This window comes from Edaphobacter sp. 12200R-103 (assembly GCF_010093025.1).
In the GTDB taxonomy this organism is placed as follows: Bacteria; Acidobacteriota; Terriglobia; order Terriglobales; family Acidobacteriaceae; genus Edaphobacter.
Genome location: NZ_CP048114.1, coordinates 1,308,655 through 1,332,642, shown reverse-complemented (window position 1 = coordinate 1,332,642; position 23,988 = coordinate 1,308,655). Strand labels below are relative to the sequence as shown.

At 59.0% G+C, this 23,988-nt stretch carries 24 protein-coding genes and 1 riboswitch; of the genes, 11 read left to right on the top strand and 13 right to left on the bottom strand.

Annotated elements, in window-relative coordinates:
- Positions 1-27: 27 nt before the first annotated feature.
- The 7 genes from GWR55_RS05600 to GWR55_RS05570 all read right to left on the bottom strand — a co-directional run bounded on the left by GWR55_RS05600 (position 28) and on the right by GWR55_RS05570 (position 6,281).
- A complete protein-coding gene (locus GWR55_RS05600; RefSeq protein ID WP_162401380.1) occupies positions 28-1,569 on the bottom strand; it encodes a hypothetical protein in 1,542 nt (513 codons plus the stop codon).
- 115 nt (positions 1,570-1,684) lie between these two features.
- Positions 1,685-2,374, bottom strand: coding sequence for a peroxiredoxin-like family protein (locus GWR55_RS05595; RefSeq protein ID WP_162401379.1), 690 nt, complete (start codon positions 2,372-2,374; stop codon positions 1,685-1,687).
- 2 nt (positions 2,375-2,376) lie between these two features.
- Positions 2,377-3,291 (bottom strand): dienelactone hydrolase family protein, encoded by a 915-nt coding sequence (locus tag GWR55_RS05590; protein WP_162401378.1) that lies wholly within the window; start codon positions 3,289-3,291, stop codon positions 2,377-2,379.
- A gap of 113 nt (positions 3,292-3,404) precedes the next feature.
- Complete coding sequence (locus tag GWR55_RS05585) at positions 3,405-4,793, bottom strand: voltage-gated chloride channel family protein (protein ID WP_238398662.1); 1,389 nt, start codon at positions 4,791-4,793, stop codon at positions 3,405-3,407.
- A gap of 14 nt (positions 4,794-4,807) precedes the next feature.
- Positions 4,808-4,881, bottom strand: a riboswitch (Fluoride riboswitch).
- Between the two features lie 62 nt (positions 4,882-4,943).
- Positions 4,944-5,684 carry a DUF190 domain-containing protein gene (locus tag GWR55_RS05580; protein WP_162401377.1) on the bottom strand — a complete coding sequence of 247 codons (741 nt, stop codon included), beginning with the start codon at positions 5,682-5,684 and terminating at the stop codon, positions 4,944-4,946.
- Between the two features lie 33 nt (positions 5,685-5,717).
- Positions 5,718-6,095, bottom strand: coding sequence for a fluoride efflux transporter CrcB (gene crcB, locus GWR55_RS05575; RefSeq protein ID WP_162401376.1), 378 nt, complete (start codon positions 6,093-6,095; stop codon positions 5,718-5,720).
- Between the two features lie 36 nt (positions 6,096-6,131).
- Positions 6,132-6,281, bottom strand: a complete 150-nt coding sequence (locus tag GWR55_RS05570; protein ID WP_162401375.1) for a hypothetical protein — start codon at positions 6,279-6,281, stop codon at positions 6,132-6,134.
- Between the two features lie 66 nt (positions 6,282-6,347).
- Between GWR55_RS05570 and GWR55_RS05565 the strand changes: the two genes are divergently transcribed.
- The 3 genes from GWR55_RS05565 to ribB all read left to right on the top strand — a co-directional run bounded on the left by GWR55_RS05565 (position 6,348) and on the right by ribB (position 9,520).
- The gene (locus tag GWR55_RS05565; protein ID WP_162401374.1) at positions 6,348-7,868 is read left to right on the top strand and encodes a S10 family peptidase; all 1,521 of its coding nucleotides are present in this window, start codon (positions 6,348-6,350) and stop codon (positions 7,866-7,868) included.
- A 165-nt stretch (positions 7,869-8,033) separates the two neighbouring features.
- Positions 8,034-8,261 carry a hypothetical protein gene (locus GWR55_RS05560; protein ID WP_020713518.1) on the top strand — a complete coding sequence of 76 codons (228 nt, stop codon included), beginning with the start codon at positions 8,034-8,036 and terminating at the stop codon, positions 8,259-8,261.
- 107 nt (positions 8,262-8,368) lie between these two features.
- Positions 8,369-9,520 (top strand): 3,4-dihydroxy-2-butanone-4-phosphate synthase, encoded by a 1,152-nt coding sequence (ribB, locus tag GWR55_RS05555; RefSeq protein WP_162401373.1) that lies wholly within the window; start codon positions 8,369-8,371, stop codon positions 9,518-9,520.
- Between the two features lie 9 nt (positions 9,521-9,529).
- On the opposite strand, the gene GWR55_RS05550 is transcribed toward ribB, so the two are convergent.
- Together GWR55_RS05550 and GWR55_RS05545 are read right to left on the bottom strand one after the other, a co-directional pair.
- Positions 9,530-10,459 (bottom strand): choice-of-anchor D domain-containing protein, encoded by a 930-nt coding sequence (locus GWR55_RS05550; RefSeq protein WP_162401372.1) that lies wholly within the window; start codon positions 10,457-10,459, stop codon positions 9,530-9,532.
- Complete coding sequence (locus GWR55_RS05545; RefSeq protein ID WP_162401371.1) at positions 10,423-13,053, bottom strand: choice-of-anchor D domain-containing protein; 2,631 nt, start codon at positions 13,051-13,053, stop codon at positions 10,423-10,425. The genes GWR55_RS05550 and GWR55_RS05545 overlap by 37 nt, the downstream gene beginning before the upstream one ends.
- A gap of 225 nt (positions 13,054-13,278) precedes the next feature.
- Between GWR55_RS05545 and GWR55_RS05540 the strand changes: the two genes are divergently transcribed.
- On the top strand, positions 13,279-13,419 hold the full coding sequence (locus GWR55_RS05540) for a hypothetical protein (protein WP_162401370.1): 141 nt from the start codon (positions 13,279-13,281) through the stop codon (positions 13,417-13,419).
- Between the two features lie 204 nt (positions 13,420-13,623).
- Here GWR55_RS05540 and GWR55_RS05535 read toward each other — a convergent pair whose 3' ends face one another.
- Both GWR55_RS05535 and GWR55_RS05530 read right to left on the bottom strand, forming a co-directional pair.
- Positions 13,624-15,351: an SBBP repeat-containing protein gene (locus GWR55_RS05535; RefSeq protein WP_162401369.1), complete on the bottom strand. Its 1,728-nt coding sequence runs from the start codon at positions 15,349-15,351 to the stop codon at positions 13,624-13,626.
- A 150-nt stretch (positions 15,352-15,501) separates the two neighbouring features.
- Complete coding sequence (locus GWR55_RS05530) at positions 15,502-16,137, bottom strand: HAD family phosphatase (protein WP_162401368.1); 636 nt, start codon at positions 16,135-16,137, stop codon at positions 15,502-15,504.
- A gap of 51 nt (positions 16,138-16,188) precedes the next feature.
- Here GWR55_RS05530 and GWR55_RS05525 point away from each other — a divergent pair, with 51 nt between their 5' ends.
- On the top strand, positions 16,189-17,367 hold the full coding sequence (locus GWR55_RS05525; RefSeq protein WP_162401367.1) for a pyridoxal phosphate-dependent aminotransferase: 1,179 nt from the start codon (positions 16,189-16,191) through the stop codon (positions 17,365-17,367).
- A gap of 72 nt (positions 17,368-17,439) precedes the next feature.
- Entirely contained in the window at positions 17,440-18,036 is a 597-nt protein-coding gene (locus GWR55_RS05520; RefSeq protein ID WP_162401366.1) for a type 1 glutamine amidotransferase domain-containing protein, read from the top strand.
- A gap of 67 nt (positions 18,037-18,103) precedes the next feature.
- Here GWR55_RS05520 and GWR55_RS05515 read toward each other — a convergent pair whose 3' ends face one another.
- Positions 18,104-19,660, bottom strand: coding sequence for a leucyl aminopeptidase (locus GWR55_RS05515; RefSeq protein WP_162401365.1), 1,557 nt, complete (start codon positions 19,658-19,660; stop codon positions 18,104-18,106).
- Positions 19,661-19,805: 145 nt separating this feature from the next.
- Here GWR55_RS05515 and GWR55_RS05510 point away from each other — a divergent pair, with 145 nt between their 5' ends.
- Both GWR55_RS05510 and GWR55_RS05505 read left to right on the top strand, forming a co-directional pair.
- Positions 19,806-20,384, top strand: a complete 579-nt coding sequence (locus GWR55_RS05510; RefSeq protein WP_162401364.1) for an Ig-like domain-containing protein — start codon at positions 19,806-19,808, stop codon at positions 20,382-20,384.
- A 20-nt stretch (positions 20,385-20,404) separates the two neighbouring features.
- On the top strand, positions 20,405-21,130 hold the full coding sequence (locus tag GWR55_RS05505; protein WP_162401363.1) for an SDR family NAD(P)-dependent oxidoreductase: 726 nt from the start codon (positions 20,405-20,407) through the stop codon (positions 21,128-21,130).
- A gap of 7 nt (positions 21,131-21,137) precedes the next feature.
- Here the strand turns inward: GWR55_RS05505 and pdxT are convergent, their stop codons facing one another.
- Positions 21,138-21,758 carry a pyridoxal 5'-phosphate synthase glutaminase subunit PdxT gene (gene pdxT / locus GWR55_RS05500; protein ID WP_162401362.1) on the bottom strand — a complete coding sequence of 207 codons (621 nt, stop codon included), beginning with the start codon at positions 21,756-21,758 and terminating at the stop codon, positions 21,138-21,140.
- 278 nt (positions 21,759-22,036) lie between these two features.
- On the opposite strand from pdxT, the gene GWR55_RS05495 reads away from it, so the two are divergent.
- From GWR55_RS05495 to GWR55_RS05485, 3 genes are all read left to right on the top strand, one after another.
- The gene (locus tag GWR55_RS05495; protein ID WP_162401361.1) at positions 22,037-22,804 is read left to right on the top strand and encodes an SDR family NAD(P)-dependent oxidoreductase; all 768 of its coding nucleotides are present in this window, start codon (positions 22,037-22,039) and stop codon (positions 22,802-22,804) included.
- A 78-nt stretch (positions 22,805-22,882) separates the two neighbouring features.
- Complete coding sequence (locus tag GWR55_RS05490; protein ID WP_162401360.1) at positions 22,883-23,260, top strand: hypothetical protein; 378 nt, start codon at positions 22,883-22,885, stop codon at positions 23,258-23,260.
- A gap of 60 nt (positions 23,261-23,320) precedes the next feature.
- On the top strand, positions 23,321-23,716 hold the full coding sequence (locus GWR55_RS05485) for an RNA-binding S4 domain-containing protein (protein WP_162401359.1): 396 nt from the start codon (positions 23,321-23,323) through the stop codon (positions 23,714-23,716).
- Positions 23,717-23,988: the final 272 nt, after the last annotated feature.

Sequence of the window (23,988 nt, the reverse complement as noted above, 5' to 3'; positions counted from 1 at the left end):
TTTTGCCGGTGACACCTGTTAACGCTTTCAGCGTAGTTGAATTATCACTCCTGTGTGTGCAGGCACCATGACGATATGACTTTTTCCAGACTTGGAGATTTTGACTCCGTGGCCACCGTGGGACAGGTGCGTGTCAGCCTGATCGAGCGACTTTCCGCTCATCACTTCGATTACCTCTGCGGGTGGAATAGAGATGTCGAGGTCCTTTGAAGCATCCTTGTTCAGGATTGCGATCAAGACCTTGCTGTTTGCCTGCCGTGCAGCGTAGGCAGTGGCGTTTACATCACCGGGATTGAAGTCCAGTGGAAGCATGGCAGCGCCCGCAAACCGGGCGGCGAACTTCATGCCGTACCCGACCGGTTCCAGTACATACTTGTTGTTGAGCTTGCCATTCACGCCGCTTCCTGCGAGGGTGCCTTCGTTGGCGATTGGCGTGTAGAACGGCTTGGGATGTGGAGCGTTAGGATCTTTCATCAACTGCTCACCTCGCAGGAAGCCTCCAACGGAGACGGCCTGCGCATGTCCGCTGCCGCCGTGCAGGTTCACACCGCTGTAGCCGAGCGACATCAGCTCAAACAGGTAGTCCGCTCCCCAGAGCGCCGCAGCGAAGACATCGCTCAGACCCGGCTTGCCACCCTGGTATACGGTGTTGCCTTCGGTCATGCGAAAGGGAACGCCCATCTTCGTAGCTGCTTCGCGCGCCAGTGAGGCCTTCTCTGCGACGGCAGGAGATGGTCGCAGCAGCCGTTCGATATTGACTTTGGGATTGGCAGGAGGTCCACCCCAGTAGTAATGATGTGACAGCGTAATGACGTTCGGCCGCTCTGGAAGCGATTGCCACCGGTCGGCAATCTTTGGGAGCCAGCTAACGTCGGAGGCGACGTCAGGCATCCCGAACTTCGCGCCGGGAACGGCCCTCTGTACGGCGAGCGCAAGCGGCACCCACTCCTTCAGATATTCATCCACTCCCCATGTTTTCGGATTGCGCAGGTGGCGGTTGAACATGTCAACTTCGTTCCCCAACTGGAAATATTGAAGGCGAGGGCCAAGTGTCTGCGCGACGAACTGCGCCTCGGGAATATCTGCCTCAGCGCTTCCGAAGCCGAGGTTCAGGCCGTAGATGCAGGTCCAGCCAGTGGCGCGGAGGAATCCGTCGAGGTTGCGTATTGCCTCAGGCGTAATGGCAAAGATCGTCGTTGGTGGTGGCTCGCCGTTATCGGCCTTGCGATGCGTGCGCACAGGAGCCTGACTCGATGGCGTCGCCTTCCACCACCCGAATTCGCTGGTGTTGCCGCCGAGACGAAGAACGCCACGAGGACTGATGGCTTTGAACTGGGCGATAAGGCTGGTGTTCTTTGGAGAAAAGAAAGTGGGATCTTCCAACTGCATCGCCTCATACGAAAGGCCGATGAAGTCCATCGGAATGACAATCTTGGGTTCGCCGGAGCCCAGCCTGAGAGTTGCCGCAGAGCCCTGTGCCAAAAGCCGTCCTGGGAATGTCGAAACTGCTGCGATGGCCAGTGAGCTGTTACGAAGAAAACGTCGGCGTGAGTACGAAAGGTTAGTCATCGAAGATGACTATAACAGTGAGGATGGAAGGATGGCCTTGTAGCCTTTTCAACGCGATATGGTGATCGATGGTTCGAGAATCGCGCGCTTTACGGCCTTCCGAATGCGTTGCAAGCTAGACGACGTCGAGTGCGGCCAAAACCTCAGAGGGCTCCGGACGTACACGAAAGTCTGCATGAGCCTCTGTGAAGGTGATTGTATTATTCCGCTTCACAATGAAGGTTGCAGGCAGAGGCAGCCGCCAGCTCTCCTCGGTAGCAGTGTTGTAGCTCAATCCGGCGTGATTATAGGGGATGTTCACCAGGATGGACTGGAAGTAGCGGCGATGTTCGGGAGTGATGGTATATGCGATGCCGAATTGCTCGGCGATTGCACATCCCGCGTCCGTCAGCAGGGGGAAGGTTAGTTCATGCTGGTCGAGCATGAAGGCGTTTTGCCGCGGCGCCTGCGGGGAGATGGCGACCAGCAGTGCTCCGCGCCTGCGAACTTCATCGCCCAGGTCACGCCACGTCTCAAGCTCAGTCACGCAGTACGGGCACCAGCGGCCGCGAAAGAATTTGATGACGAGCGGTCCCAGCGCAACCAGGTCAGCGGAGTGAACAAGCTTGCCGGTGCGGGCGTCCGGCAGGGAGAACGAGGGCGCCTGCGAGCCGGGCCTGAGAGCACGGTCTTCAATTCCCGTTGCGAACAGCTCGGCTACAGTCTTCTCGGAGAAGGCGAGACGTTCAGGCTGAACGAGCGCACGGGTGTTCTGGGTGATGCGATCAAGCTGGTCCTGGAGCGAAGTATTCAACGAAACGGGCACCCTTACATTATCGCAGCCGAATCGCCTGCCGCATGGCACGAGACCTCAGATTTAGCCATCCGGGGTGCCGAGATGTTCGATGCAGGGCCGACGACAGCCGCTGAGCCGCCCGGCAGGGCTTTGAGTAATGAAGTGAGCCGAGCGAATGCTTTGTCCCGAGCCGTCTTGTTGGCCGGATTGGTGTTGGCGGGATCTTCACCTGCGCGCATAAAGCCGTGGCCCGCTCCATCGTACATCACGTGTTCGAACTTTTTTCCCGCTGCCTTCATTCCGGTGGCGGTGGCAGGCACGGTCGCTCCAATGCGCGCATCATTGCCTGCGTAAAAGCCATATACGGGTGCCGTGATCGTCGAGAACTCCGAAGGGGGAGGGCCGTAGAAGACGAACGCTGCTGCCAGGTCCTTGCGGTGCGTGGCGAAGGCGAACGACTTGCCGCCTCCCCAGCAGAAGCCAACGGTTACAACAGTTCCGTTCGAGGCGGGAAGCCGCTCGCCATAGTCCGCCGCAGCATCCAGGTCCGCGTTGACGGTGTTGGGATCAAGGCCTGAAACAGCCTTTGTGATGGCGTCCATGCCGGAGTAGGAATCCGTTCCGCCGCCTCCAGGACCGGTGCCGGAGAGCAGATCGGGAGCGATGACAATGTAGCCGGCCCCTGCGAGCTCGTCGGCCATCTCCTTCGCCCAGTCCGAGAGCCCGAAGATCTCATGGATAAGAACGATGACCGGAGTCTTGCGGTTGACCTCCGGGTAGACGACGAAAGCCTGCACGGAACGGCCGTCGTGCTTCAGGGTGACGTACTCACGATGACGGGGTGACGCATCGAGGCGGGTCTTCGCCCACTCCTGGGCAAAGACAGAGTGCGGGAGTGCGGCCACGGCAAGAAGCAGGACGAGTAGGGCAATCGTTGAGCGTCGCATGGCAGGAGTGTATGCCCGCCATCGCTCTTAGGACAATCCTAATCCTGAAGATGCAAAAGTTCCTCCGCAATTGAGGGAGGGACTTTCCAGCAGGTAGGGCTGGCGCTCGTCCTTCAGTGGCCGGCGATGCTGTCGGTTTCTTCCGCCTCTTCGATGTCCAGCATCTCCTGGAGTTCGTCTTCGTCAATTGCCTCTTGCGCACGGGGAGAAGCGCTCTCCCGCATCTTGGAGACGAGCGCCAGCGAGAGGCCTTCTTCAGCAACGGCGCTGATATGTTTGCTCCTGCCGACGCGCTGGGCGTGATAGATGCCCGAGTGACCGGAGAAAAGGTAGCTGAGCACACAGGCGATGGCGGCATATGCCCCCGCCTCGGCTCCAAACAGCTCCACGGCCATCAGAGTGGAGGCGATGGGTGTGTTTGCCGCACCCGCAAAGACCGCGACAAACCCCATGCCTGCGAGCAGGGAAGAGGGAAGGGGCAGAATACGGGAGAGCGAGTTCCCCAATGTGGAGCCGATAAAGAACAACGGAGTGACCTCGCCCCCCTTGAAGCCAGTTCCCAGCGTAAGCGAGGTCAGGATGGATTTCACCGCGAAGTCATACGGAGGCAGCTTTGTATGGAAGGAGGCGACGATGGTCGGGATTCCCAGGCCGATGTACTTCGTCGTTCCCATCAGGAACACGGTCGCGCTCACAATGATTCCGCCGACGAACGGGCGCATCGGAGCGAACGAGACGAACCGGCGCGAAAGATGGGAGACGCCATGGGTTGTTTTAGCAAATGCCATCGCGACCAGCCCGAAGACGACCCCGGCAATCATCGAATAGAAGATGCCGCTGACGTGAAGCGCAGGAACCTCGGCTACAGTGAAGATTGTGTGATGCACCCCCCAGGCTTTTGTGACGAGGTCGCCGATGAAGGCGGCTATAAAGCATGGTGCAATGGCGTCGTAGCTGACGGTTCCGAAAGCAAGCACTTCGATTCCGAAGATAGCGCCGGCCAGCGGCGTGCCGAAGACGGAGCCGAAGCCCGCACTGATCCCTGACATCAGCAGGATACGGCGGTCGCGCGCGCTTAGTCCTAAAGGACGGGTAAGCTGATCGGCCAGCGAGGCGCCTGTCTGGATCGCCGTCCCCTCGCGCCCGGCCGAGCCTCCAAACAGGTGACTCATAAATGTCCCCAGCAGAACCAGCGGAGTCATGCGGACGGGAATGACTGCCTTCGGATCGTGAACCTCTTCCAGGATGAGGTTGTTTCCCGCTTCGACCGAACTGCCGAAGACCTTATACAGATAGCCAACCAATAATCCGGCGGGCGCCAGAAACAGAATCAGCCAGCGATGGCTCTCGCGTACATTCGTCGCCAGAGTCAGTGAATCGAGCAGCAACGCCGACGCCGAGCCCGCCATGATTCCGACAGCGCTGGCGATCGGGACCCAACGCGCAAGATCCACCAGGAGGCGCACCTGGTCGCCAGCGATTCGAGAACGGTATTTAGGCAAAAGAAACCTCCTACAGAAATGTAGGAGTCATCAGCTCAGTTCCGTGCGAACTGGCGGTTCAAGGCGGTACCCCATCGCCTTCTAGGTTGGTAAAAGGTTATCAGGCATTTGCAGCGCAACGCAAGCTGCATGCGGTGTCCATGCAGCAACTCATAACTTGGCAGGCTCGGTCGGTGAGCCTCCCTCATCGGTCTCCAGCGTGCGATGAGAATATTTGATGATGTCCACGTCTGAGAGCACGACGAGACCCTCGATCACCATGCTTTCGATGATAGGAAGAAACGATTGCAGCTTCTCCTCCGTATCGATCACAGACAACAGAATAGATCCGTCTCGTGAAAGATGCAGCGGCTTGTCCTTATGGACGCGGCGATGAGCGCCGTACCCAAGAATTCCCCTGTGAACCGTGACTCCGGCCAGATCATGTGCGCGCAGCGCGCTTACCAGCGCCTCATAGAGCGGCTTACCCTGCCAGCGGTCGCTCTCGCCGATAAAGATGCGCATCATCCGGGCCTTGCCCTCGATCTTTACCGGGGTGGAAAGTGCAGGAGCCGCCACGGAAGTCTGAGGCGCTTTGACGATCGTCGTCTCTTGCACCTCGATCATCCCGGAACCGACCATCTCCTGCAATTTACCCAGGATCTCGTCCACCTTCTCCGGCGTCTCAATGAACTCGATCTTTAGCGGGAGCCGGTCGGAGATATCGATCAGGCTGGTGGAATGCAGGTGATGGTCCGCGCCAAAGCCTGCTATACCCTTGAATACCGTGGCTCCGGCAATACCGCGGAAGAAGAGAAAATCGAGAATCGTGGAGTAGGTCGAAGCTCCGTGATGGGTCGATCCCTCGCTCACATAGATGGATACCTTGACTGCCTTTCCGGCGTTCAACATATCTCCTCCGTTCTATCGGATGTGTGTGCTCCATCACGACAGCAGCTTTGCGATGAAAATTCCGCACCACACCGCGAATAATCCCAGCAGAACACTGGCCGTTATATACAGGGCCGCGATAAAGAAGGTGCCCATCTCCAGGCTTGAATAAGCCTCCCACTCAAAGGTAGAAAACGTGCTGTAAGCTCCGACAAAGCCGATGGGAATGAGAAATCTCCACGCTGTGTGAATCTCCCCGCGCCGGTCCATCAGAGTAAGGCAGAAACCCAGGATCGCACACGCAGTGATGTTGATGATCAGCGTGCCATAAGGAAACCGCGTCCCCAGCCGGTTTGTCACGTAGGAGCCGATGCAGAAGCGGGCCAGTGATCCCAACGCACCTCCGATGGCGACATACAGATATTTCTGCAAAACGCCCTCCCCGTCCGGCCTGCCGGTCATCAGCCTTCAGGCTGCATCGAACATTGAAACACTCATTGGCGCCTTCGTCTCTTCCTGGCCGCCATCCCAGATCTCAATCCATGACGATTCGATTGCCTGGCTGAGCACAGGGATGACGTTATGATGGGAAAGAGCTTCAGTGTCAACCATCTTCATACAGAGGGATCCTGATTGAACTTTGGGAAGCTTTCGCGTTCGGTGGGTGCGGTCTTACTGATTGCCATGTCCTCGACTGCGCCGCTCGCCGCAAGCCAGGAGAACCGGCCGCAGCAGAGCGAACCAAAGGTGCAGGACGACAGGCCGAAACAAGAGGCGACCGTCCCCGTTCCGCCCGAGACCAACTCCGTCACCAAGCACGATCTTACCCTCAACGGCCAGGTCATTCACTACACGGCGACGGCGGGCAATCTTCTCATCCGCGACGATCAGGACCACCCGAATGCCAGCATCTTTTACGTCGCCTATACGCAGGATGGCGCCGATGCCAGGACCCGCCCGGTCACGTTCTTCTTCAACGGAGGTCCGGGAGCCGCGACCATCTGGCTGCACATGGGATCCTTCGGGCCGGTGCGGGTAGAGACCAGAAGCCCTGAGGCAACTGGACCGGCTCCCTATCGGTGGGTGCCTAACGAATACAGCCTGCTCGACAAAACTGACCTTGTCTTCATCGATGCTCCGCTCTGCGGCTTTTCGCGTGCCGTAGGCAAGGGAACCATGAAAGATTTCGCCGGAACCGACCAGGACATTCGTGCCTTCCGGCGCTTCATCGAGCGATATGTCACCGCCAATCAGCGGTGGAGTTCCCCAAAGTTCCTCTTTGGAGAGTCATACGGCACCACCCGCGCCGCAGGACTGGCGGCCGCTCTGCAGAACGATGGGATGCCTTTCAACGGAGTCGTCCTGCTCTCCTCGATCCTCAACTATGGCATTCGGAATCCTGGCTATGATATTGAAAATATTGGATATTTACCGTCGTTTGCTGCGATAGGCTACTACTACAAGAAGGTGAAGACGACGGAATCCTTATCCGATTGGGTCGAGCATGCCCGAGAATTTGCCCGCGGCCCCTATGCCGAGGCGCTGTCCAAAGGCGACCATATCCCGCAGGCCGAGTTCGACTCGGTTGCTCGGGAGCTCTCCGCGCTGACAGGCCTGAAGGTCGAGTATTTGAAGCAGACCAGACTCCGCATCACTCCCGGGAGGTTCCGCGAGGAGTTGCTGCGGGACGATTCCCGCACCCTGGGGCGCTACGACGCCCGTTTTATGGGGTGGGACCCAGATGCTGCGGGTGAGACCCCCGGTTTCGATCCCTCCGACACTGGCATCAGTGGGGCCTTTCTCGGAGCCTTCCACGACTATGTTCAGAAAGAGCTGAAGTACATGAGTCAGGAGACCTATTACACGTCAGGGCCGGGCGTGAACCAGGCATGGGACTTCAAGCACGAGGCTCCCGGACAGGGCCGGCGCCCGTTGCCGGTTCCCGACACGGCGCTCGACCTGGCTGATGCTATGCGCAAGAACCCCTCGCTGAAGGTGTTCTCCGCAAACGGGTACTTTGACCTGGCAACGCCGTTTTTCGCAACAGAGTACGATCTGACCCACATGAGCTTGCCTCCACAGCTGGCCCGCAACGTGGAGTTTGGTTACTATCCGGCGGGTCACATGGTCTACCTGAATGTGGACGCGCTGAGGCAGATGAAGGCCGATCTGCTAAGGTTCTATGCCGAAGCGCTCCATAACTGACGTAGCCAAAGAGGTTGCGAAGAGGGCCGCGAGCGGGGGATTCTAGCGCACAATCCCATTGATTTTCAAGGATTAAGAACGTAAAATTATCAACAGTCCTTCCTTCTTTGACGCGCATCTCGGAAGGGAACCTGAGCAAACATATATAAGAGGTACTTGCACACTATGGCGAAACGTCGTGGAAATCCGAACTGGGGCAAGCCGGAGCCGATCGGTCCTGTCGTCCCAACGGTAACATCGTTCGAGCAGGTCGTGAAAGAGTTCAAACTGACCCCTGACCAGTACATCCGGTCGACGCGGCTGCGTGAATGGGCACGCCGCAATAAGAATTCAAAGTATATCCCGGAAGCTCTGCTGGAAGCCTGGGGATTCGAGATCGAATCGACCCTCTAACGAACGAGTTCTGACCTTGAGAGAGCCGCCCACAATTCGGGCGGTTCTCTTTTTTGCGTCGAACGTATGATTAATACCGTCGAAAGAGTTGCCGGAGGAATCGAGTTATGTTTTCTGAGGTCAGTGAAGCGGTTGCGGATATTCGTGCAGGCAGGATGGTGGTGGTTGTCGATGATGAGGACCGTGAGAACGAAGGCGACCTTACCCTGGCAGCAGAGTTCGTTACTCCGGAGGCGATCAACTTCATGGCGAAGTACGGTCGAGGCCTTATCTGCCTGACGCTGACCGAAGAGCGTGCGGACTATCTTCGACTCTCCCCTATGACCCAGGAGAACACCTCGCGGTTCGGTACGGCGTTTACCGAAACCATCGAGGCCCGCGAGGGAGTCACTACCGGCATCTCGGCCGCCGATCGCGCCCATACGATCCGCGTTGCCATCGACCCCCATTCCACCGCCCACGATCTCGCGCGTCCGGGGCACGTCTTTCCTCTGCGGGCCCGCAAAGGCGGTGTACTGGTGCGCGCCGGCCAGACCGAGGCCTCCGTCGATCTGGCCAGGATGGGAGGCTTGATTCCTGCCGGCGTGATCTGCGAGATCATGAACGACGACGGCACGATGGCGCGGGTACCCGATCTGGTGAAGTTCTGCCAGGAGCACAGCCTCAAGATGGTGACCGTGGCCGACCTGATCCGGTACCGGCTGCAGAACGAGCGTTATATCCATCGCGTTGCGGAGTCCGTCATGCCGACGGCATACGGCGACTTCCGTGTGATCGCCTACGAGAGCGAGGTTGAAGGCGGAGAGTCTCATGTTGCCCTGGTCTATGGTGACGTCGCAGGGGTGGAGCCCGTTCCCGTGCGCGTGCATACTCACTGCCTGGCCGGTGACGTCTTCGGGACGACTCTCTGCGACTGTAGAGCGGTGGTCGACAATTCACTGAGGATCATCGCCGAGGCAGGACGCGGGGCGCTGGTGTACCTGCACAACGGCGGCACGGGATTCGGGATCGATCGCAGCGTGACGCCGCATCGCGTGGTCTTCCATCGCGACCATCGCGCGCGCGAGCGCCACGAAGACCGTGCCCAGCGAACCCTGCGGCAGGTGGGTCTGGGAGGACAGATTCTCTCTGACCTGAGAATCCATAAGATTCGGCTGCTGACCAACACGCCCACACATGTACCTGCACTTCAGGGCTTCGGCATTGAGATCGTCGAGCAGGTTCCCATTCCTTTGGAGGGAGTGACGCCACGCCTTTGAACAGGGAATTTACGGCTTCGTCACGATAAGTTTGAGGGTGATGGTCTGGCTGATGGGAGTGCCGTTTACGGTGCTTGCCGTTACGCTGTACTGGTAGGTTCCCGGCGGTGTGTAGCGGAGGTCTGGATCGTCCTGATTAATGACGACTGTCCCGCCGCTTCCACAGGCGGAGGTGAGAAGCGTTGCTCCGCTGACCAGCAGAAGAAATAGCACGGATTTCGAACGGTGGCGCACGAAAAAGACTCCGAAGGGAAGCAGGAGAACAGCCCACCGCAATGCCTGTGTACTTGAAGACGAGGCGGTGCTCACTTTCATCACCGTATTCAGTGTGGCCGTCGAGGTCTGGGCTGATGTTCCTGTCAGGTTCACCGTAGACGGTAGCAGCGAGCAGGATGCATACTGCGCCGGCAGAACCGGGGTGCAGTTCACCACGACCGTGCCGGTAAATCCGTTCTGCGGTGCAAGCGACAGGTGATATCCCGCAGACGCCCCGCTTTTGATCGTGAGGGCAGATGTGCTTGCACCATCGACGGAAAAGACGAACCCCTTTGGCGCCACTCCGTTCCCTGTCAGCGCCATCGCTAACGGAGATCCGGGATCGGAGCTGGTGACGCGCAACGTGCCTGGGCGATTTCCCGCTGCCTTGGGGGTAAAGACGATCGTCAGATCACAGCGACCTCCTGGAGCAAGGGTTGTAAGGGGGCAGGGCTTCTGTACGGCATAATCACCTGTAGTGGAGACGCTGACGCCGTTGACGGGCGCAGTTCCGCTGTTGGTGATCGAAACTGCAAGGCTCGTCGAGGTTCCCAGAGCTGTGTCTCCGAACGAAAGAACGCTGGGCGTGGCCAGGAGGTGGAGCTGGATTCCGGTTCCGGTGAGGCTGATGGCTAGCGGCAGCGTCGTCAGCGAACTGGAGACAGCGACAGCGCCTGCGCGCACACCCTCCTGTGCGGGCCTGAAGATGATTTGCAGGCTGCATGATGCCGACGCAGCCAGCTGGGCTCCCGGCCTTGGACAATTGCCCTGAAGGCTGTATCCCCGTTGGCAGTGATGTTGCGAATCGTCGCCGGGCCGGAGCTGTAGTTCGTAACAACACTCTGAAGCGTTGCTGAACTGCCTACGAGGACCTGCCCGAAATTGAGAGATGCTGGCGAGATCGCCAGGCTCGAAGGTGTGGCGGTGCCGGACAAACTTACGAACTCAAGCGATGTGCTGGAGTTGGAAAGGATCTCAAGCGCACCCAGGATCGTGGAGGCGGTCTGCGAAGGCGACCCCTGCGGTATGAAGGTCAACTGCAGGGGACAGCTCGCTCCAGCGACGATCGTCGAGCAGTCTCCCTGTACGGAGAAATCCGCTGGCGCGCGAAGTCCGCTGACGTGAATGGTTCCCGTTCCGGTGTTGGTAAGGTTGAGGATCTGTGCGGGCGATGCCTCCCCTGCGCGGGTCGCGTCGAAGTGAACGGAGCCCTGCGAGACGATATAGGCATAGACCGGAGCGGCGTTCAGGGGAACCGTGACATACTGCGGAGTAACCGTACCGCTCAATGGAATCAGCTCCGGGCTGGAGGCGGCATCGCTCTCGATGACGATTGTTCCGGAGTCGGTATTGAAGGGTGCGGGACTCGACCCGGTCGCAACCTGATCAAGGGGCGAGTAGGTGATGGTGACAGTGCAGCTTTCGCCGGGAGAGAGCGCCATCCCGCAGTTCGTCGTCGAAAGGAAGGGCCACTCAGTGGTAATGCGGCGAACAGTTATCAGGCTGTTGCCGTTGTTCGTCAGGGTCAGGCTCTGGATCGAGGTCTGCCCGGATGGAACCTGCCCGAACGCGAGAAGATTGCCCGGCAAAAGATCGCCGGTAACAGTAAGCGACGCCTGCCCGGTTCCGAATCCTTTGACGTAGCCCAGGCCGCTGAGCGTCACGCCTCCGCCCGCAGGCGTGGCATGTGCAGCGATTGTGCCTGTTACGGCTCCGTTTGTGAGAGGCGTAAACGCCACGTTGAATGTGCATCCCCGACCCGCGTCGAGTGTGGAGCAAGTCGATCCCGTCAGGCTGAACTGGCGGGGAAGGCTCAGTCCAAGGTCGACCGTCTGCATCGTGAGATTGTTTACGACAAACTGGCGAACGATGCCGGAGGTGCCCGTTGCGGTCGGACCGAAGTCGCTTACGGCCGGAAGAATCTGCAGTCCGCTGTTCTCGGCTGTATACGCACCGGAGAGTGGAATGGTGTACGTCGTCTGCGGATCGCCTGGAGCGCTGCTGGTGACTGGAATCGAAAGTACCGCAGAGACCTGCGCGCTCTGCGGTACGAAGTTCACGGTAACCGTACAGCTTGCGCCTGCGGTAAGGGTTCCGCAGGTGATGCCTGTCTGGAAAGCAGAAGAGCTGGAGCTGAGTGCGGCAATCTCGAGATCATAGGCACCCGTATTCGAGACGGTAATGGTTTGTTGGGTTGCCGAGGAGCTGGGTACGTTGGAAAAGACAAGCGCGGCAGGGTTGAGCGACAGTCCGGTATCGGGAGATCCGTATCCAGTCAGCGCTGCCTTTGCGGTCCCTCCGTCGGAGGTGAGTGTGAGGGTTCCTGCGGCGGGGCCGGTCGCAGTCGGTGCAAAGGCTACCTGGACGAAGCAGGAGGCTCCTGGAGCGACGCTCCCGATGCAGGCAGAGCCTCCAGTAACTTCGCTCCGGATAATAAAATCTTCGCTGGTAGAAGGCGTCGAAAAGGTAACGTTTGATGCTGTGAGGTTGGTCAGGGTGAAGAGGCTGGCAGGACTGGAGCTGTGAACGGCCACCGGACCGAAGTCCTGCTGGGCTGGAGTCAGCAGAAGTCCGCTAAGCGGGAGGCCGTCTCCCCGCAGCGTTACAGAATATGCCGCACCGTTGCTGGCGGACATAAAACTGAGCGTTCCCTGGTACGCGCCGGCAGTGGATGGCAAAAACTGAATACCCACCCAGCAGTTGATGCAGGAGCCTGTTGAGGAAGAGGTGAACTCCGATGCCGCCGCCTGTCCGTGACCATAACCGATGTCTTCCACCACCAGCACCTTGAAGTCTCCACTGGCCGTGGCCGTCAGGCGGTTGAGAGGCTGCGCGATCTTGTACCACTCAACCACCGGCTGGCCTACGGGAGTGCTGCCCAGATCGAGCGAGCCGTTGTTCGCGGGAAGAATGGGAAGCGCTGTTCCGGTGAGGCCGACGCAGACCGGTGTGCTCGCCGCTCCGGTCGCGACCGAGAGCAGTCCCTGCCGAGTGCCGGGCTGCGATGGCGTGAAGGTAACGACGACCGAGCACGAGGCTCCTCCAGCGAGGCTGCCATTGCAGTTGGTGGAGTCGATAAAGTCTCCCGTCACCCCAATCCCGACAGGAAACGGTTGCGCCCCGGTGTTTGTAACCGTCGCGGTCAGCGTGCTGGCCGAAGTTCCGGTCACGACGACTGCATTGGGGAAATTAAGCGAGGCTGGACTGACAGTAAGATTCGGATTCGCCGTCTGACCGCTGGTGCCCGGCTGCGGAGTTGTCCTTCCCGTAACGAGCACTTCGAGGCCTTGGTCGATAACGTCACACTGTCGGACGATGTCTGGGGAGAAGAGTAGTCGATCTGGATCTGGCAGACGGTATGCGCTTCCAGCACGGTCGGGCAGCGATCCACCACGATAAAAGGGGATGATTCCGGCAGTGCTGCGGAAGTGTGCGGTATGGATGTCGCAGAGCTATTCGACAGATAAAGATACCGGGGCAGCCGCAATCCTCCCACAAACTGCGTGCCGAAGTCGATTGCAGTGGACGAGGCATGGAGAGCGCTCTGCTCCGCAAATCCCGTGATGGTGAGCGAGCTTGATCTCGAAGACCAGATCGCCTCAAAAGGCGAAGAGGTGGTCAGCGTGGAAGGCACGGAAGCCTGAACGACGAGATGACAGCTTGCGCCTGGCTGGAGAGGCTGGGACGAACCGAAGCCGGGGCAATCGCCCGAGAGACCGATCGTGTAATTAGAGTTTCCAGGAAAGGAGACGGGGATCGCCGTTGTTACCGCCGTAGGGCCGAGATTGCTGACCGTAACCGTGCGCAAGACCGGAGGATCGGACGGCGTGAGAACCCCGAGGTCCAGTTCATGGGGGGCATAGACCAGGTTGGAAGCAGGACGGCCGACTGCTGAAAGCAGCGATCGTTTGGGATGCTGCATTTGTTGCCCCGACCGTGAGGTTGCCCGGCCCTCCGCTTAGAGCGAGGTTACACTCTGCGCCTGGATTCAGCTGCGCCGGGCAATTGTGCGAGAGCGCAAAACCGCTGGTGCTGACCTGCTGGTTGTTCGCCGCAGCAGATCCCAGATTGCGCAGCACCACGTTGGGCAGAGCGTCGGTCGAGAGTGCAAGCGAAGGACCCGAGGTGAGATTCAGCTTCGTCAGGTATGCTCCCGAGCCGGCGCACATGCTGCCACAGTTCGATCCCGGCACCAGGGCGGCATCGCGTACGGTGGAGGGGAGCAGAGCAGACGGGCTGTGGACTAGCGGCAGGTCGTAGGTTTCTGTGGCGAGCAGGCTGGCGCTGGTCGTTGGCCCAGCAGACCCGGCAAAAACAGCCTGCCCGCTCAGGTCGAAGGTAATGGAGTTGATGGTGACAGGAATGGCCGAAGTCAACGTTGTCGATCCGCCGAAACGAACGCTCTGATCCACCGTCCCCTGAGCAGAGATGTGGAATCCGGCGCTCGACCCGACGTTGGAGATAGGCGGCACAGGAAACAGCGGAGCGGTGAGATCGGTTGCTGCCCATGCCGTTCCATCGGGTGCGGGTGCAACCACCGAGCGCGTCCCAGGGGCCAGCAGGGTGGAAGAGAGAACCGTACTCCCGTCGAGCGGCACGCGAACCACAGCTTGGTAGCCCGCCGTTACCATCGGGGTAGACACGCTGGTGACCGGAAAGAGGCCTGGATCGATGCTGCCGGAGAGCAGAAGCGTCTGCGTAGCCGGATCGAGCGCGAGCGAGGTGATGCCCGCACCGGGAATAAACGTCGAAAACGTAAGTCCGTCACCGGCTGCGGTCAGACGTGTCAGAAAGCCGGAACCGGAGGCTGTGCTCTGAGGAACGACGGCCGCTACCGTGGGATAGCCGGAAGCGGTGGTGTATCCGGCAACATAGACATTGTTATTGCCATCCGCCGCAATGGCAGCACCTGCGGTATTCCCTCCAAATCCTCCCAGATAGGTGGCGTAAATAAGAGCGGTCCCATCAGAGCGGAAGGCCTCGACAAAGCCGTTCCCCGTGCTCCCGCCTGGTACCTGGCGTATGACTGCCGAAGAAGTCGCTGGCAAAGTAGAGGAGTAGATTCCCCCTGAGATGAAGACGCTGTCTGCGGTTGCTGCGATCGCCGCCGGAGACATGCGGCCGCTTCCTGTGTAAGTCGCAAACAACAGGTGAAGGTCGTGATCGAACTTCGCGATAAATCCATTCGTTGAAGAGTCTGCGGGCGAAGGAAATGGAGCGCCTGCAGTCGTGGGGACCGTCCCCGAGGTGGTGGTTCCGGTCACATAGACATTCCCGGCGGGGTCCAGGGCCAACGCCATTCCAATATCGCCCTGACTGCCGATATGAGCTTCCGCGAGAACCTGCGTTGCCGACGGATCAGCCTTGAGGATGCGGACACCGTCCTTCTGATCTAACAGAAGATACAGATTGCCTGCCGAATCCGTTTTGACGCTGTTGAACTGGCCCTTCCCGGCGACAGCTCGCAGTCCGGCGAATGCGATCTGCGCATTCACCTGGGCCCACGCGGCGCCTGTGACCAGCAGCAGGCCGGAAAGACACGCGATGGGAAGAAGAAGTGCCCGGAATAGCTTCATGGTTATCTGGCTGCGGGTTCATCGCGGCTTGCAGCCTGCCCTCAATATCCATGCATACATGCAACTTGAGTGAGTTGGTGAAGGAGAACGGTACGAATGTCATATAGCTTCCCAAAACGGGAAAACACAAATCACTCTCCGTCGGAAATCTTAAAGACCGACTTTCAAGAGCGAAGCAAACCCTTGCCGCTCCATCTCGCGCACAAACAATTCGTGATCGCTGTATTGAATCGCCTGCATTCCAACTTCGTGTGCGGACTGGATGTTTTCCGCCTTGTCATCGATAAACAGAATCTTCTCCGGCGGAGTTCCAAGCGCCTCTGCTGCTGCCTGGTAGATCTCGGGTTCAGGTTTGGCCACACGCAGCCGGTAAGACCAGACGCAGTGATGGAAATCCTGCAGCCAGTCGAACTTGCCCAGCAAGCCGTCCGTCATGGCATCCCCAATGTTGGAGAGGATGCCGGTTCGAACGCCCGCACGCTGCAGCTGTTGCGCCCACTCAACCATGGGGGTATTCAGACGCGTCCAGAGCGCAACATCGGCATTGATCAGCTGCTGTACCTGTTCGGGCGTGAAGCCGGTTGCCCCAGCGCTTGCGACCTGCTCCCAGTAAGCAAGACCATTCAGGTCACCGCGATCGTATGCGTGGCGGGGTGTCCAGTAGCCACGATGCAGGGTCTGCTCGTCAAAGCCAGTAATCTCGCGCATCTTCTGCCACGCAGCGGGATCAGGAGGAGCGGACAGGACCATGCCGTAATCAAAGAGGACTGCTTCAATGGAATTCATGGATAAGGCTATTGTAGGAAACTTCTATTCTGAAACCATTAACATGAAGGTGTGAGTTACAGATTTTCATCACGAACGGGTTGGGACCTGCGCGAAAGCTCCTTTGCAGAGTCGATTCGAAAGGCAAAGTCCGAAGGCCGCGATCTCGTCGATCTTACTGTCTCAAATCCAACCGTGTGCGGCTTCATCTACGATCACGACGCTGTTCTCGCGCCACTGTCTGACTCTCGCGCCCTTACCTATGATCCCGATCCGCGCGGGATGCTCTCTGCACGTGAAGCCGTCGCGGGCTACTATGTCGATCATGGCGCACAGGTCAGTCCCGGTGCTCTTCTCCTGACCACCAGCACCAGTGAGGCTTATGGTTATCTCTTCCGCCTGTTGTGTGACGCAGGCGACGAGATTCTTGTAGCGCAGCCAAGCTATCCCCTCTTTGATTTTCTTGCCGATCTCGAAGATGTGCGTCTTCGCCCTTATCCCTTGTTCTACGACTACGGCTGGTGGATCGACTTCGCTGAGCTAGAGCGCAGGATTGGGCCTAAGACACGCGCCATCGTGCTCGTTCATCCCAATAATCCAACTGGGCATGGCACGGGTCGCGAAGAGCGCACTCGTCTTGAAGAGATATGTAGTCGCCGCGGCCTGGCCATGATCGTCGATGAGGTCTTCCTCGATTACCCGCTCGGAAAACGAAAAATCGAGAGCTTTGCATGCGGACCTCATCCGGTACTTACCTTTATTCTGAGCGGCATGAGCAAGATTGCGGGTCTGCCGCAGATGAAGGTTGGCTGGATTGCAGCCTTTGGACCCGACGCCGGAAGAGAGGCCGCGCTGGCGAGGCTTGAGGTCATCGCCGACACCTTTCTTTCCATGAACGCGCCGGCGCAGCTGGCCCTGCCTCTGTGGCTCCAGAGTCGCTTTCCCCTGCAAAAGCAGATCCTGGAGAGAACGTCAGCAAATCTGAATGCAATCAGGGACAACGGGCTTCAGGTCTTGCATACCGACGCTGGCTGGAGTGCTGTAGTCCGGCTACGGAGCGTGGGCATCACCCCCGAAGGACTCTTGAGCGAGGATGCTGTTGTAGTTCACCCGGGCTCCTTCTATGGAATGCCGGAGCCCGAACGCATCGTTGTCAGCCTCATCACACCGAGAGTGGCCCTCTCTGAGGGAGTTCGACGGATTGCAGCGGCGGGGGGAGCCAATCCACAAAGTCCTTTCTCCACATCCTGAAGGACAACGCCCGTCGATAGACCCGAATCTCATCTTGCTGACCCGGAGCATCGCCCCGGGCGGAGGTGCTTCATGGCAAGTTTCAGCAACGATGACCGCAGTCGTCTGAAAGGTCGCCGTATCGCGATCCTCGCCACGAAAGGTGTGGAAGAGGTTGAATTGACGAAACCGAAGAAGGCGCTCGAAGAGGCCGGCGCCAGGGTAGATGTGATTGCACCGCAATCGGGCATCAAGAACGACAAAATACGAGCCTGGGATATGACCGACTGGGGCGATGACATTCAGGTAGACGTCGTGCTCTCGAAGGCCAACAGCGGCGACTATGACGGGCTGCACCTTCCCGGCGGTGTGATGAATCCGGATCATCTACGCCTGGAGCCGGCGGCCATCGACTTTGTGCGCAGCTTTATTCGCGATGGCAAGCCTATTGCCGCGATCTGTCATGCAGCCTGGACCCTGATCGATGCCGGCGGTGTCCGCGGTCACACGATGACCTCGTGGCCCTCGCTTCAGACCGATTTGAGGAACGCAGGCGCGGAGTGGGTCGATCGAGAGGTTGTACAGGACAACAACCTGGTCACCAGCCGCAAACCCGACGACATTCCCGCCTATAACCGCGCCATGATCGACCTGTTCCAAAGGGGCGCAGTCCAGCATGCTGCCGCATAGTTGAGAGTTGGAAGCAAAGAAAAGAGCGGCCCCTTAGAGAGGGCCGCTCTTTTGGTTGCACAAATCATTACGATGCGAACGTCCGCACCCATTCGACAATGGAGCGCACGGCGACACCGCTGGGGCCCTTGGGGTGCCAGGGCTTTATCTCTTCGTTCCAGGCGCAGCCTGCGATGTCCAGGTGGATCCATGGCGTGTCCTCTGCGAACTCCTTGAGGAACATGGCTGCGGTCGTGGCTCCGCCCCAGCGCGAGCCGCCCGTGTTCTGGATGTCGGCGATCTGGCTCTTGATCAGATCCTTGTAGTCGTCGGTGCAGGGAAGCCGCCAGAACTTCTCTCCGGAGGCTCGCAGCCCACGTGTAAATCGCTCACAGGTATCCTCGTTGTTCGAGAAGAGGCCGGCATTGATCATTCCAAGTGCCACCACGCAGGCTCCCGTCAGGGTGGCCGCGTTGATCAGGTGAGTGCAGCCGAGCGTCTTCGCGTAGTGCAGGCCGTCAGCCAGCACCAGGCGGCCCTCCGCATCGGTATTCAGAATCTCGACTGTCTTGCCGGACATAGCCGTAAACACGTCGCCCGGTTTGTAAGCAGTGCCGCTGGGCATGTTCTCTGCCGAGCAGACGATTCCAATCACTTTGACCGCAGGGTTCAGGTCTGCGATGGCGTGCATGGCGCCGATCATGGCGGCCGCTCCCGCCATATCGTACTTCATCTTCTCCATGCCCTCTGCGGACTTCAGCGAGATGCCGCCGGTGTCGAAAGTAATTCCTTTTCCGACCAGTCCCAGCACAGGAGCATCCTTCGGCAATTGTTTGCCCTTCTCCAGCTTCGGCTCGTAGGTCATCACCACCAGTGCTGGCGGCTGCACCGATCCCTTGGCCACGGCCAGAAAGGCGCCCATCTTCAACTCTTCGAGCTTTGCCGTCGAATAGACCTCACACTTCAGCCCTTTTTCCGAGCACATCGCTGCGGCGCGCCGCCCAAGTTCGGTAGGGGTTAGGACATTGCTAGGTTCATTCACCAACGCGCGGGCGAAGTTTTGTGCGCTGGCGATGATCTTGCCTTCGTCAAATCCCTGCTGGATCTCACGGGTGGTGGATTCCTCTCCCGATGGAGCAACGATAGTGAGCCCCTCGATAGACCGGTCCTTTTTATCGCTCTTGTAGGTATCCCAGTCTCGTTCCGAGAGGATAGCTCCTTCCGTCAGGGCGCGGCTCAGAAGTGTGCACGGCAGGTTCTCCAGGTGCTCGTCGGAAAGAGCATGCTCCTCAGGAAACGCGATCGCCATCTGGCGAACTCCGCGGGGTTTGGCCCAGCGAACGGCTGCTCCGGCGGCCTTGCGAACCTCATCCACCGAAAGCGTCTTGGCCTTTCCCAGCCCAACAATCAACAGGCGCTCAGCTTTCAGACCGGCCGGGGCGTGGAGCATCGCCTGCTCACCCAGAGCACCCTTAAACTCGTCCGAAGCGATCAGAGATGCCGCGGCATTGGTAATCGAATCGGAGGTCGTCAGCAGCGCAATCAGCGGATCGGCATCCTTGCCAATGGAGGCATCTACCGCAAAAACGGTCAACAGTGGGGTCTGGAATCCCGCTGCATCCTGAAATACCAGCTTCATGTCCATGCAAATATCCTAGCGCGACCCGGAGCGGCTTCTACCGCAGAACGATCAAAAACAGGAGAATGGTATGAAATAGGGAACGATCAGGGGCCGGAACGATCAACCCCAGAATCGCGAACTGGAGGCGGGGCGGCGTAAAATAGCTGCCATGATGTTGTCGCGTCGCAATCTTGTCACTCACCTCGCTCTTGTATGTGTTACGGCTGTGCTGGCCACGTCCGGCTTGCTGGCGCAGGATTCTCCTGTGCGCCGCGGTCGCAAGTACAAGCCACCCCCGGAGACCTCGAAGATCACCGTCCTGGTGACCAAGAAGTCGACCGGCAAACCGATCATGAATGCCGCGGTTGTGTTCAATCCGTATAAGGACGGCAAGGATATCGGTAATCTCGAGGTGAAGACCGATCCGGACGGCAAGGCGACTATCGACATTATCCCGACAGGATCACAGGTGACTGTTCAGGTCATTGCCAACGGTATGGCGACGTTCGCTCAAAATTATCAGGTGGACGAGCCGACGAAAGAGATCGCGATCGAGATGTTGACCCCTCGCGAACAGGTCTCGTCCTACCGCGAAAACGATAATGCGCCATCGAAGCGCAAATGGGGAGTGCAGGAACCGATCCGGCCAAAGCCGGCTGCTCCGAAGTCCGACTCCGGTGCAACGCCGCAGAGTTCTCAGCCACCGGCGCATAGCGATTCGTCTCAGCAGCCCGCGCCGCAACAATAAACAAGGGAACGCGACGATCGATGCGGCTTTCGGGAAAAACTGCCCTGGTGACCGGAGCTGCCAAGCGCATCGGACGCGCGATTGCATTGGCGCTTGCGGCAGAGGGCGCCGACGTTGCCATCACGTATCGAGATTCCAGCGAAGGAGCGCGGCAGACAGCAGCTGATCTGGCTGCTCTGGGTGTCAGGTCGCTTGCGATTCGTTGCGACCTTTGCGATCCGCAGGCGATTCAGGATGCGGTTGCGGAGGTGGCCAGCCAGTTCGGGCGCATCGATCTGCTGGTCAACAACGCCGGCAGGTTCGAGTCTGTTCCGCTTGAAGCGATTACGGTGGAGCAGTGGGATCGGATCTTCGCAACGAATACGCGGGCGCCGTTCCTGATGGCCCAGGCGGCGCTGCCTCATCTCCGTCGGGTGCAGGGGCGCATTGTGAATATCGGCTCGCTGGGCGGGCAGCATGCCTGGGCCACGCACGGGCACTACTGCACGTCGAAGGCGGCGCTGCACATGCTTTCCGAGGTGATGGCGAAGGCGTGGGCTCCTGAGGTGAGCGTGAATGCCGTCGCGCCGGGCATGATCGTCCAGGGAGAGGTGGAAGAGGCCTACGAGCACTTCGCCCGCAAGACCCCGATGCAGCGCAACGGAACGGGAGAGGACGTCGCTGCCGCCGTCCTGTTTTTTGCGACTGCACCTACCTTCATCACCGGGCAGCTTCTCACGGTGGATGGCGGCCTGGGCCTGAGCTAAAGCCCGTCTAGGCTTTATGCCTGTGTTGGCGGACCATGTCGATAAAGAGCTGATGGATGCGGAGATCGTGGCCCAGCTCGGGGTGGAAGGTTGCAGCGAGCAGATGGCCGCTGCGGACAAGAACAGGGTCCTGACCTCGTTTGGCGAGCGTCTCGACGTCGGTTCCGGCGCGGGTGATCCGCGGCGCCCGGATGAAGACCATCTCCAGCGGTCCGCCGGGCAGGCTTGACTCGCTTTCGAAGATGCTTGAATCGATCTGGCGGCCATAGGAGTTCCGCTCAACTGTGATGTCGAGGGCAGCGAGGGACTTCTGGCCGGGATTGGTGACTTCGTTTGCCAGCAGAATGACTCCGGCGCAGGTTCCGAAGGTGGGCTGCGTGTGGGTGAACTCCTTGAGGACGTCGAAGAAGCCTCGCTGCTCCAGGAACTTGAGCATGGTAGTGGATTCGCCACCGGGCATGATGAGACCGTCGATGCCCTCCAGGTCCGCAGGCAGACGAACCAGTTTGGAGGTAGCGCCCAGCCGGCGCAGAGCCTGCGCGTGCGCGTCATAGGCTCCTTGCAGGGCGAGTACCCCAATGGTCAGGTTCTCACCCGTTCCGGCTATGGTGTTGCTCTCTTCTGTCATGCCTGCTCCCATACAGTTTTTGCGTAAAGTCTTCGAAAAAAGATGCTTAGGTCCGGACTTTCGGTCGACACCGTGTCATGACAAATCAACGTCAGGACAGATCAGACCTTCGTTTGCTCGAGGCTTTCTTTCAGTATAGAGAATTCGAGTGGGCAGTTCGGGACTGCGAAAGTGATTGCTCCGACAGTAGATAGTTCATCGGCAGGCTTGACAGGATTTCATGCGGGAACGAGTCTTGCGATGGCTGAATTCTTTTAGATGGGAGCACAGGAGACGCGATGAGCGGGTGGGCAACGTATCCGAGCCTGGAAGGCCGGGTGGTGGTGGTGACCGGAGGAGCAACGGGAATCGGGGCGGCGATCGTTGAAGGCTTTGCAGCACAGCGGGCGCAGGTGGTCTTTCTGGATGTTCAGGAAGATGCTGCTGCAGATCTGAGCGGTCGACTGCAGAAGGACGGTTTGAAGCCCCCCGTCTTCTTCTCATGCGACCTGACCCTGGCCGATCAGCTTCAGGAGACGGTTTCGAAGATCCTCTCACGGTTTGGCATGGTTGACGTTCTGGTAAACAACGCGGCGAATGACGCTCGCCACAGCGTCGATGAGGTCACCCCGGAGAGCTGGGACCAAATGATGGCGGTCAATCTGAAGCACCAGTTCTTCATGACTCGGGCAGTGGTTCCGGCAATGCGCAGGGCAGGGCGCGGCTCGATCATTAATATGAGCTCGATCAGCTGGGTGATCCCCTCAACTGGCGTGCCGGTATATGTGACCGCCAAGGCGGCCATTGTGGGGCTGACCCGAACGCTGGCCCATGAGCTGGGCGGGGACAATATCCGGGTGAACTGCGTGATGCCGGGCGCCATCGCCACGGAGCGGCAGAGGCGGCTATGGCTGACTGAGGAGTATAAGGCCGAGGTGCTGAAGCGACAGGCGTTGAAGCGCCTGATCGAGCCGGAGGAGGTGGCGCGGCTGGTGCTGTTTCTCGCCTCCGATGACAGCGCGGCTATTACGAATCAGAGCTATGTGATCGACGGCGGCTGGGTCTAGAGCGGTGAAACGGGGTTGAGAGCCGCATAACCCGTTTGGGGCATTACGGTGGTTACGGGGTGAGGTCAGAATCGGAAGATGCATGTTGCTCTCAGATTCGCCATCGCCGTGTTTCTCGCCGGACATCTTTGTGCCACGGCGAGTGCGACGACGCGAACGGAGTTGCACGTGCACCAGCCTGTGGTGATTAACCTGCCAGAGGACATTGCAGACGATGCATTGCTGAAGAGTCTGCGAGAGGATATAGACCGCCATCCCGACGACTTCGTTACCTTTACAACGCGGGTGGAGGCCAGCCGTTTTCTGGAACAGCACGCGTCGGATGCACGCTACGAGACGCAACAGAGGATGCGGGGCCTGGGCGTCCTCGGCTACTGGCAGGAAAGAACGATTGTGGTGCTTCCGCTGGTGACCCGGCGGACGCGCGGCCTGTTCGATCCAGCGAATCTCCGATAGAGTCTCTCCAGCCGCAGACTCGTTTTGAGGATACCTGCCCATGAGAGAGAAAATATGGGGATGGATTCCGTACGGACGGACAAATGGCTTTGGGCGGCGCGGTTCTTCAAAACGCGTGCATTGGCAGTGAAGGCGTGTGAGTTGGGCCGGATTGACTGGAAGAAGGGCGAGATGGCCTGGCAGCCTGTGAAGGCGGCACGAGAGGTCCATGCTGGCGAGATGATGCGGGTGAAGAATGACTCCGGCGAGTTCGTGATCGAGGTGTTGGGGTTGAGCGATGTGAGAGGGCCGGCGGCGCTAGCTCAGGGGCTATATCGAGAGACAGACGAAAGCAAAGCAGCGCGGGCCGCAGTGGTGGAGGCGAAGAAGGCAATGCCGATCTATGAATCGACGTGGGAGAGTGGACGGCCAACGAAGCGGGACCGGCGGGTGATGACCCGGTTGCGGGGAAGGTGAGTTGGTCTTGCTCCCTGTTGTTTAGGGTACAAGAGGAAAACCGCAGATCCTTCGACTTCGCTACGCTCCGCTCAGGATGACACTTTTTATGTAAACCGATTTGACGGAAGGGCTGGGCCCGGGATTTTGACCGTACCTGTGAGCTCGGGCTGCGGAAAATATCCCCTGAGTCAATATTCCGTGCGGATTTATTTTCGCATTGGCTCTCGCCAAATAACTTCTCCTGCAGCTAGACTTTCGATGTTTTTGAAACGTCTCAATTTGAAGGTCTG

Coding starts and splice junctions, on each gene's coding strand:
- GWR55_RS05485 (WP_162401359.1), top strand. CDS start 23,321: ATGGATTCCGTACGGACGGACAAATGGCTTTGGGCGGCGCGGTTCTTC.
- GWR55_RS05510 (WP_162401364.1), top strand. CDS start 19,806: ATGATGTTGTCGCGTCGCAATCTTGTCACTCACCTCGCTCTTGTATGT.
- GWR55_RS05590 (WP_162401378.1), bottom strand. CDS start 3,291: ATGCGACGCTCAACGATTGCCCTACTCGTCCTGCTTCTTGCCGTGGCC.
- GWR55_RS05505 (WP_162401363.1), top strand. CDS start 20,405: ATGCGGCTTTCGGGAAAAACTGCCCTGGTGACCGGAGCTGCCAAGCGC.
- GWR55_RS05600 (WP_162401380.1), bottom strand. CDS start 1,569: ATGACTAACCTTTCGTACTCACGCCGACGTTTTCTTCGTAACAGCTCA.
- GWR55_RS05530 (WP_162401368.1), bottom strand. CDS start 16,137: ATGAATTCCATTGAAGCAGTCCTCTTTGATTACGGCATGGTCCTGTCC.
- GWR55_RS05520 (WP_162401366.1), top strand. CDS start 17,440: ATGGCAAGTTTCAGCAACGATGACCGCAGTCGTCTGAAAGGTCGCCGT.
- GWR55_RS05570 (WP_162401375.1), bottom strand. CDS start 6,281: ATGAAGATGGTTGACACTGAAGCTCTTTCCCATCATAACGTCATCCCT.
- pdxT (WP_162401362.1), bottom strand. CDS start 21,758: ATGACAGAAGAGAGCAACACCATAGCCGGAACGGGTGAGAACCTGACC.
- GWR55_RS05490 (WP_162401360.1), top strand. CDS start 22,883: ATGCATGTTGCTCTCAGATTCGCCATCGCCGTGTTTCTCGCCGGACAT.
- ribB (WP_162401373.1), top strand. CDS start 8,369: ATGTTTTCTGAGGTCAGTGAAGCGGTTGCGGATATTCGTGCAGGCAGG.
- GWR55_RS05535 (WP_162401369.1), bottom strand. CDS start 15,351: ATGAAGCTATTCCGGGCACTTCTTCTTCCCATCGCGTGTCTTTCCGGC.
- GWR55_RS05560 (WP_020713518.1), top strand. CDS start 8,034: ATGGCGAAACGTCGTGGAAATCCGAACTGGGGCAAGCCGGAGCCGATC.
- GWR55_RS05565 (WP_162401374.1), top strand. CDS start 6,348: ATGTCCTCGACTGCGCCGCTCGCCGCAAGCCAGGAGAACCGGCCGCAG.
- GWR55_RS05580 (WP_162401377.1), bottom strand. CDS start 5,684: ATGTTGAACGCCGGAAAGGCAGTCAAGGTATCCATCTATGTGAGCGAG.
- GWR55_RS05495 (WP_162401361.1), top strand. CDS start 22,037: ATGAGCGGGTGGGCAACGTATCCGAGCCTGGAAGGCCGGGTGGTGGTG.
- GWR55_RS05515 (WP_162401365.1), bottom strand. CDS start 19,660: ATGGACATGAAGCTGGTATTTCAGGATGCAGCGGGATTCCAGACCCCA.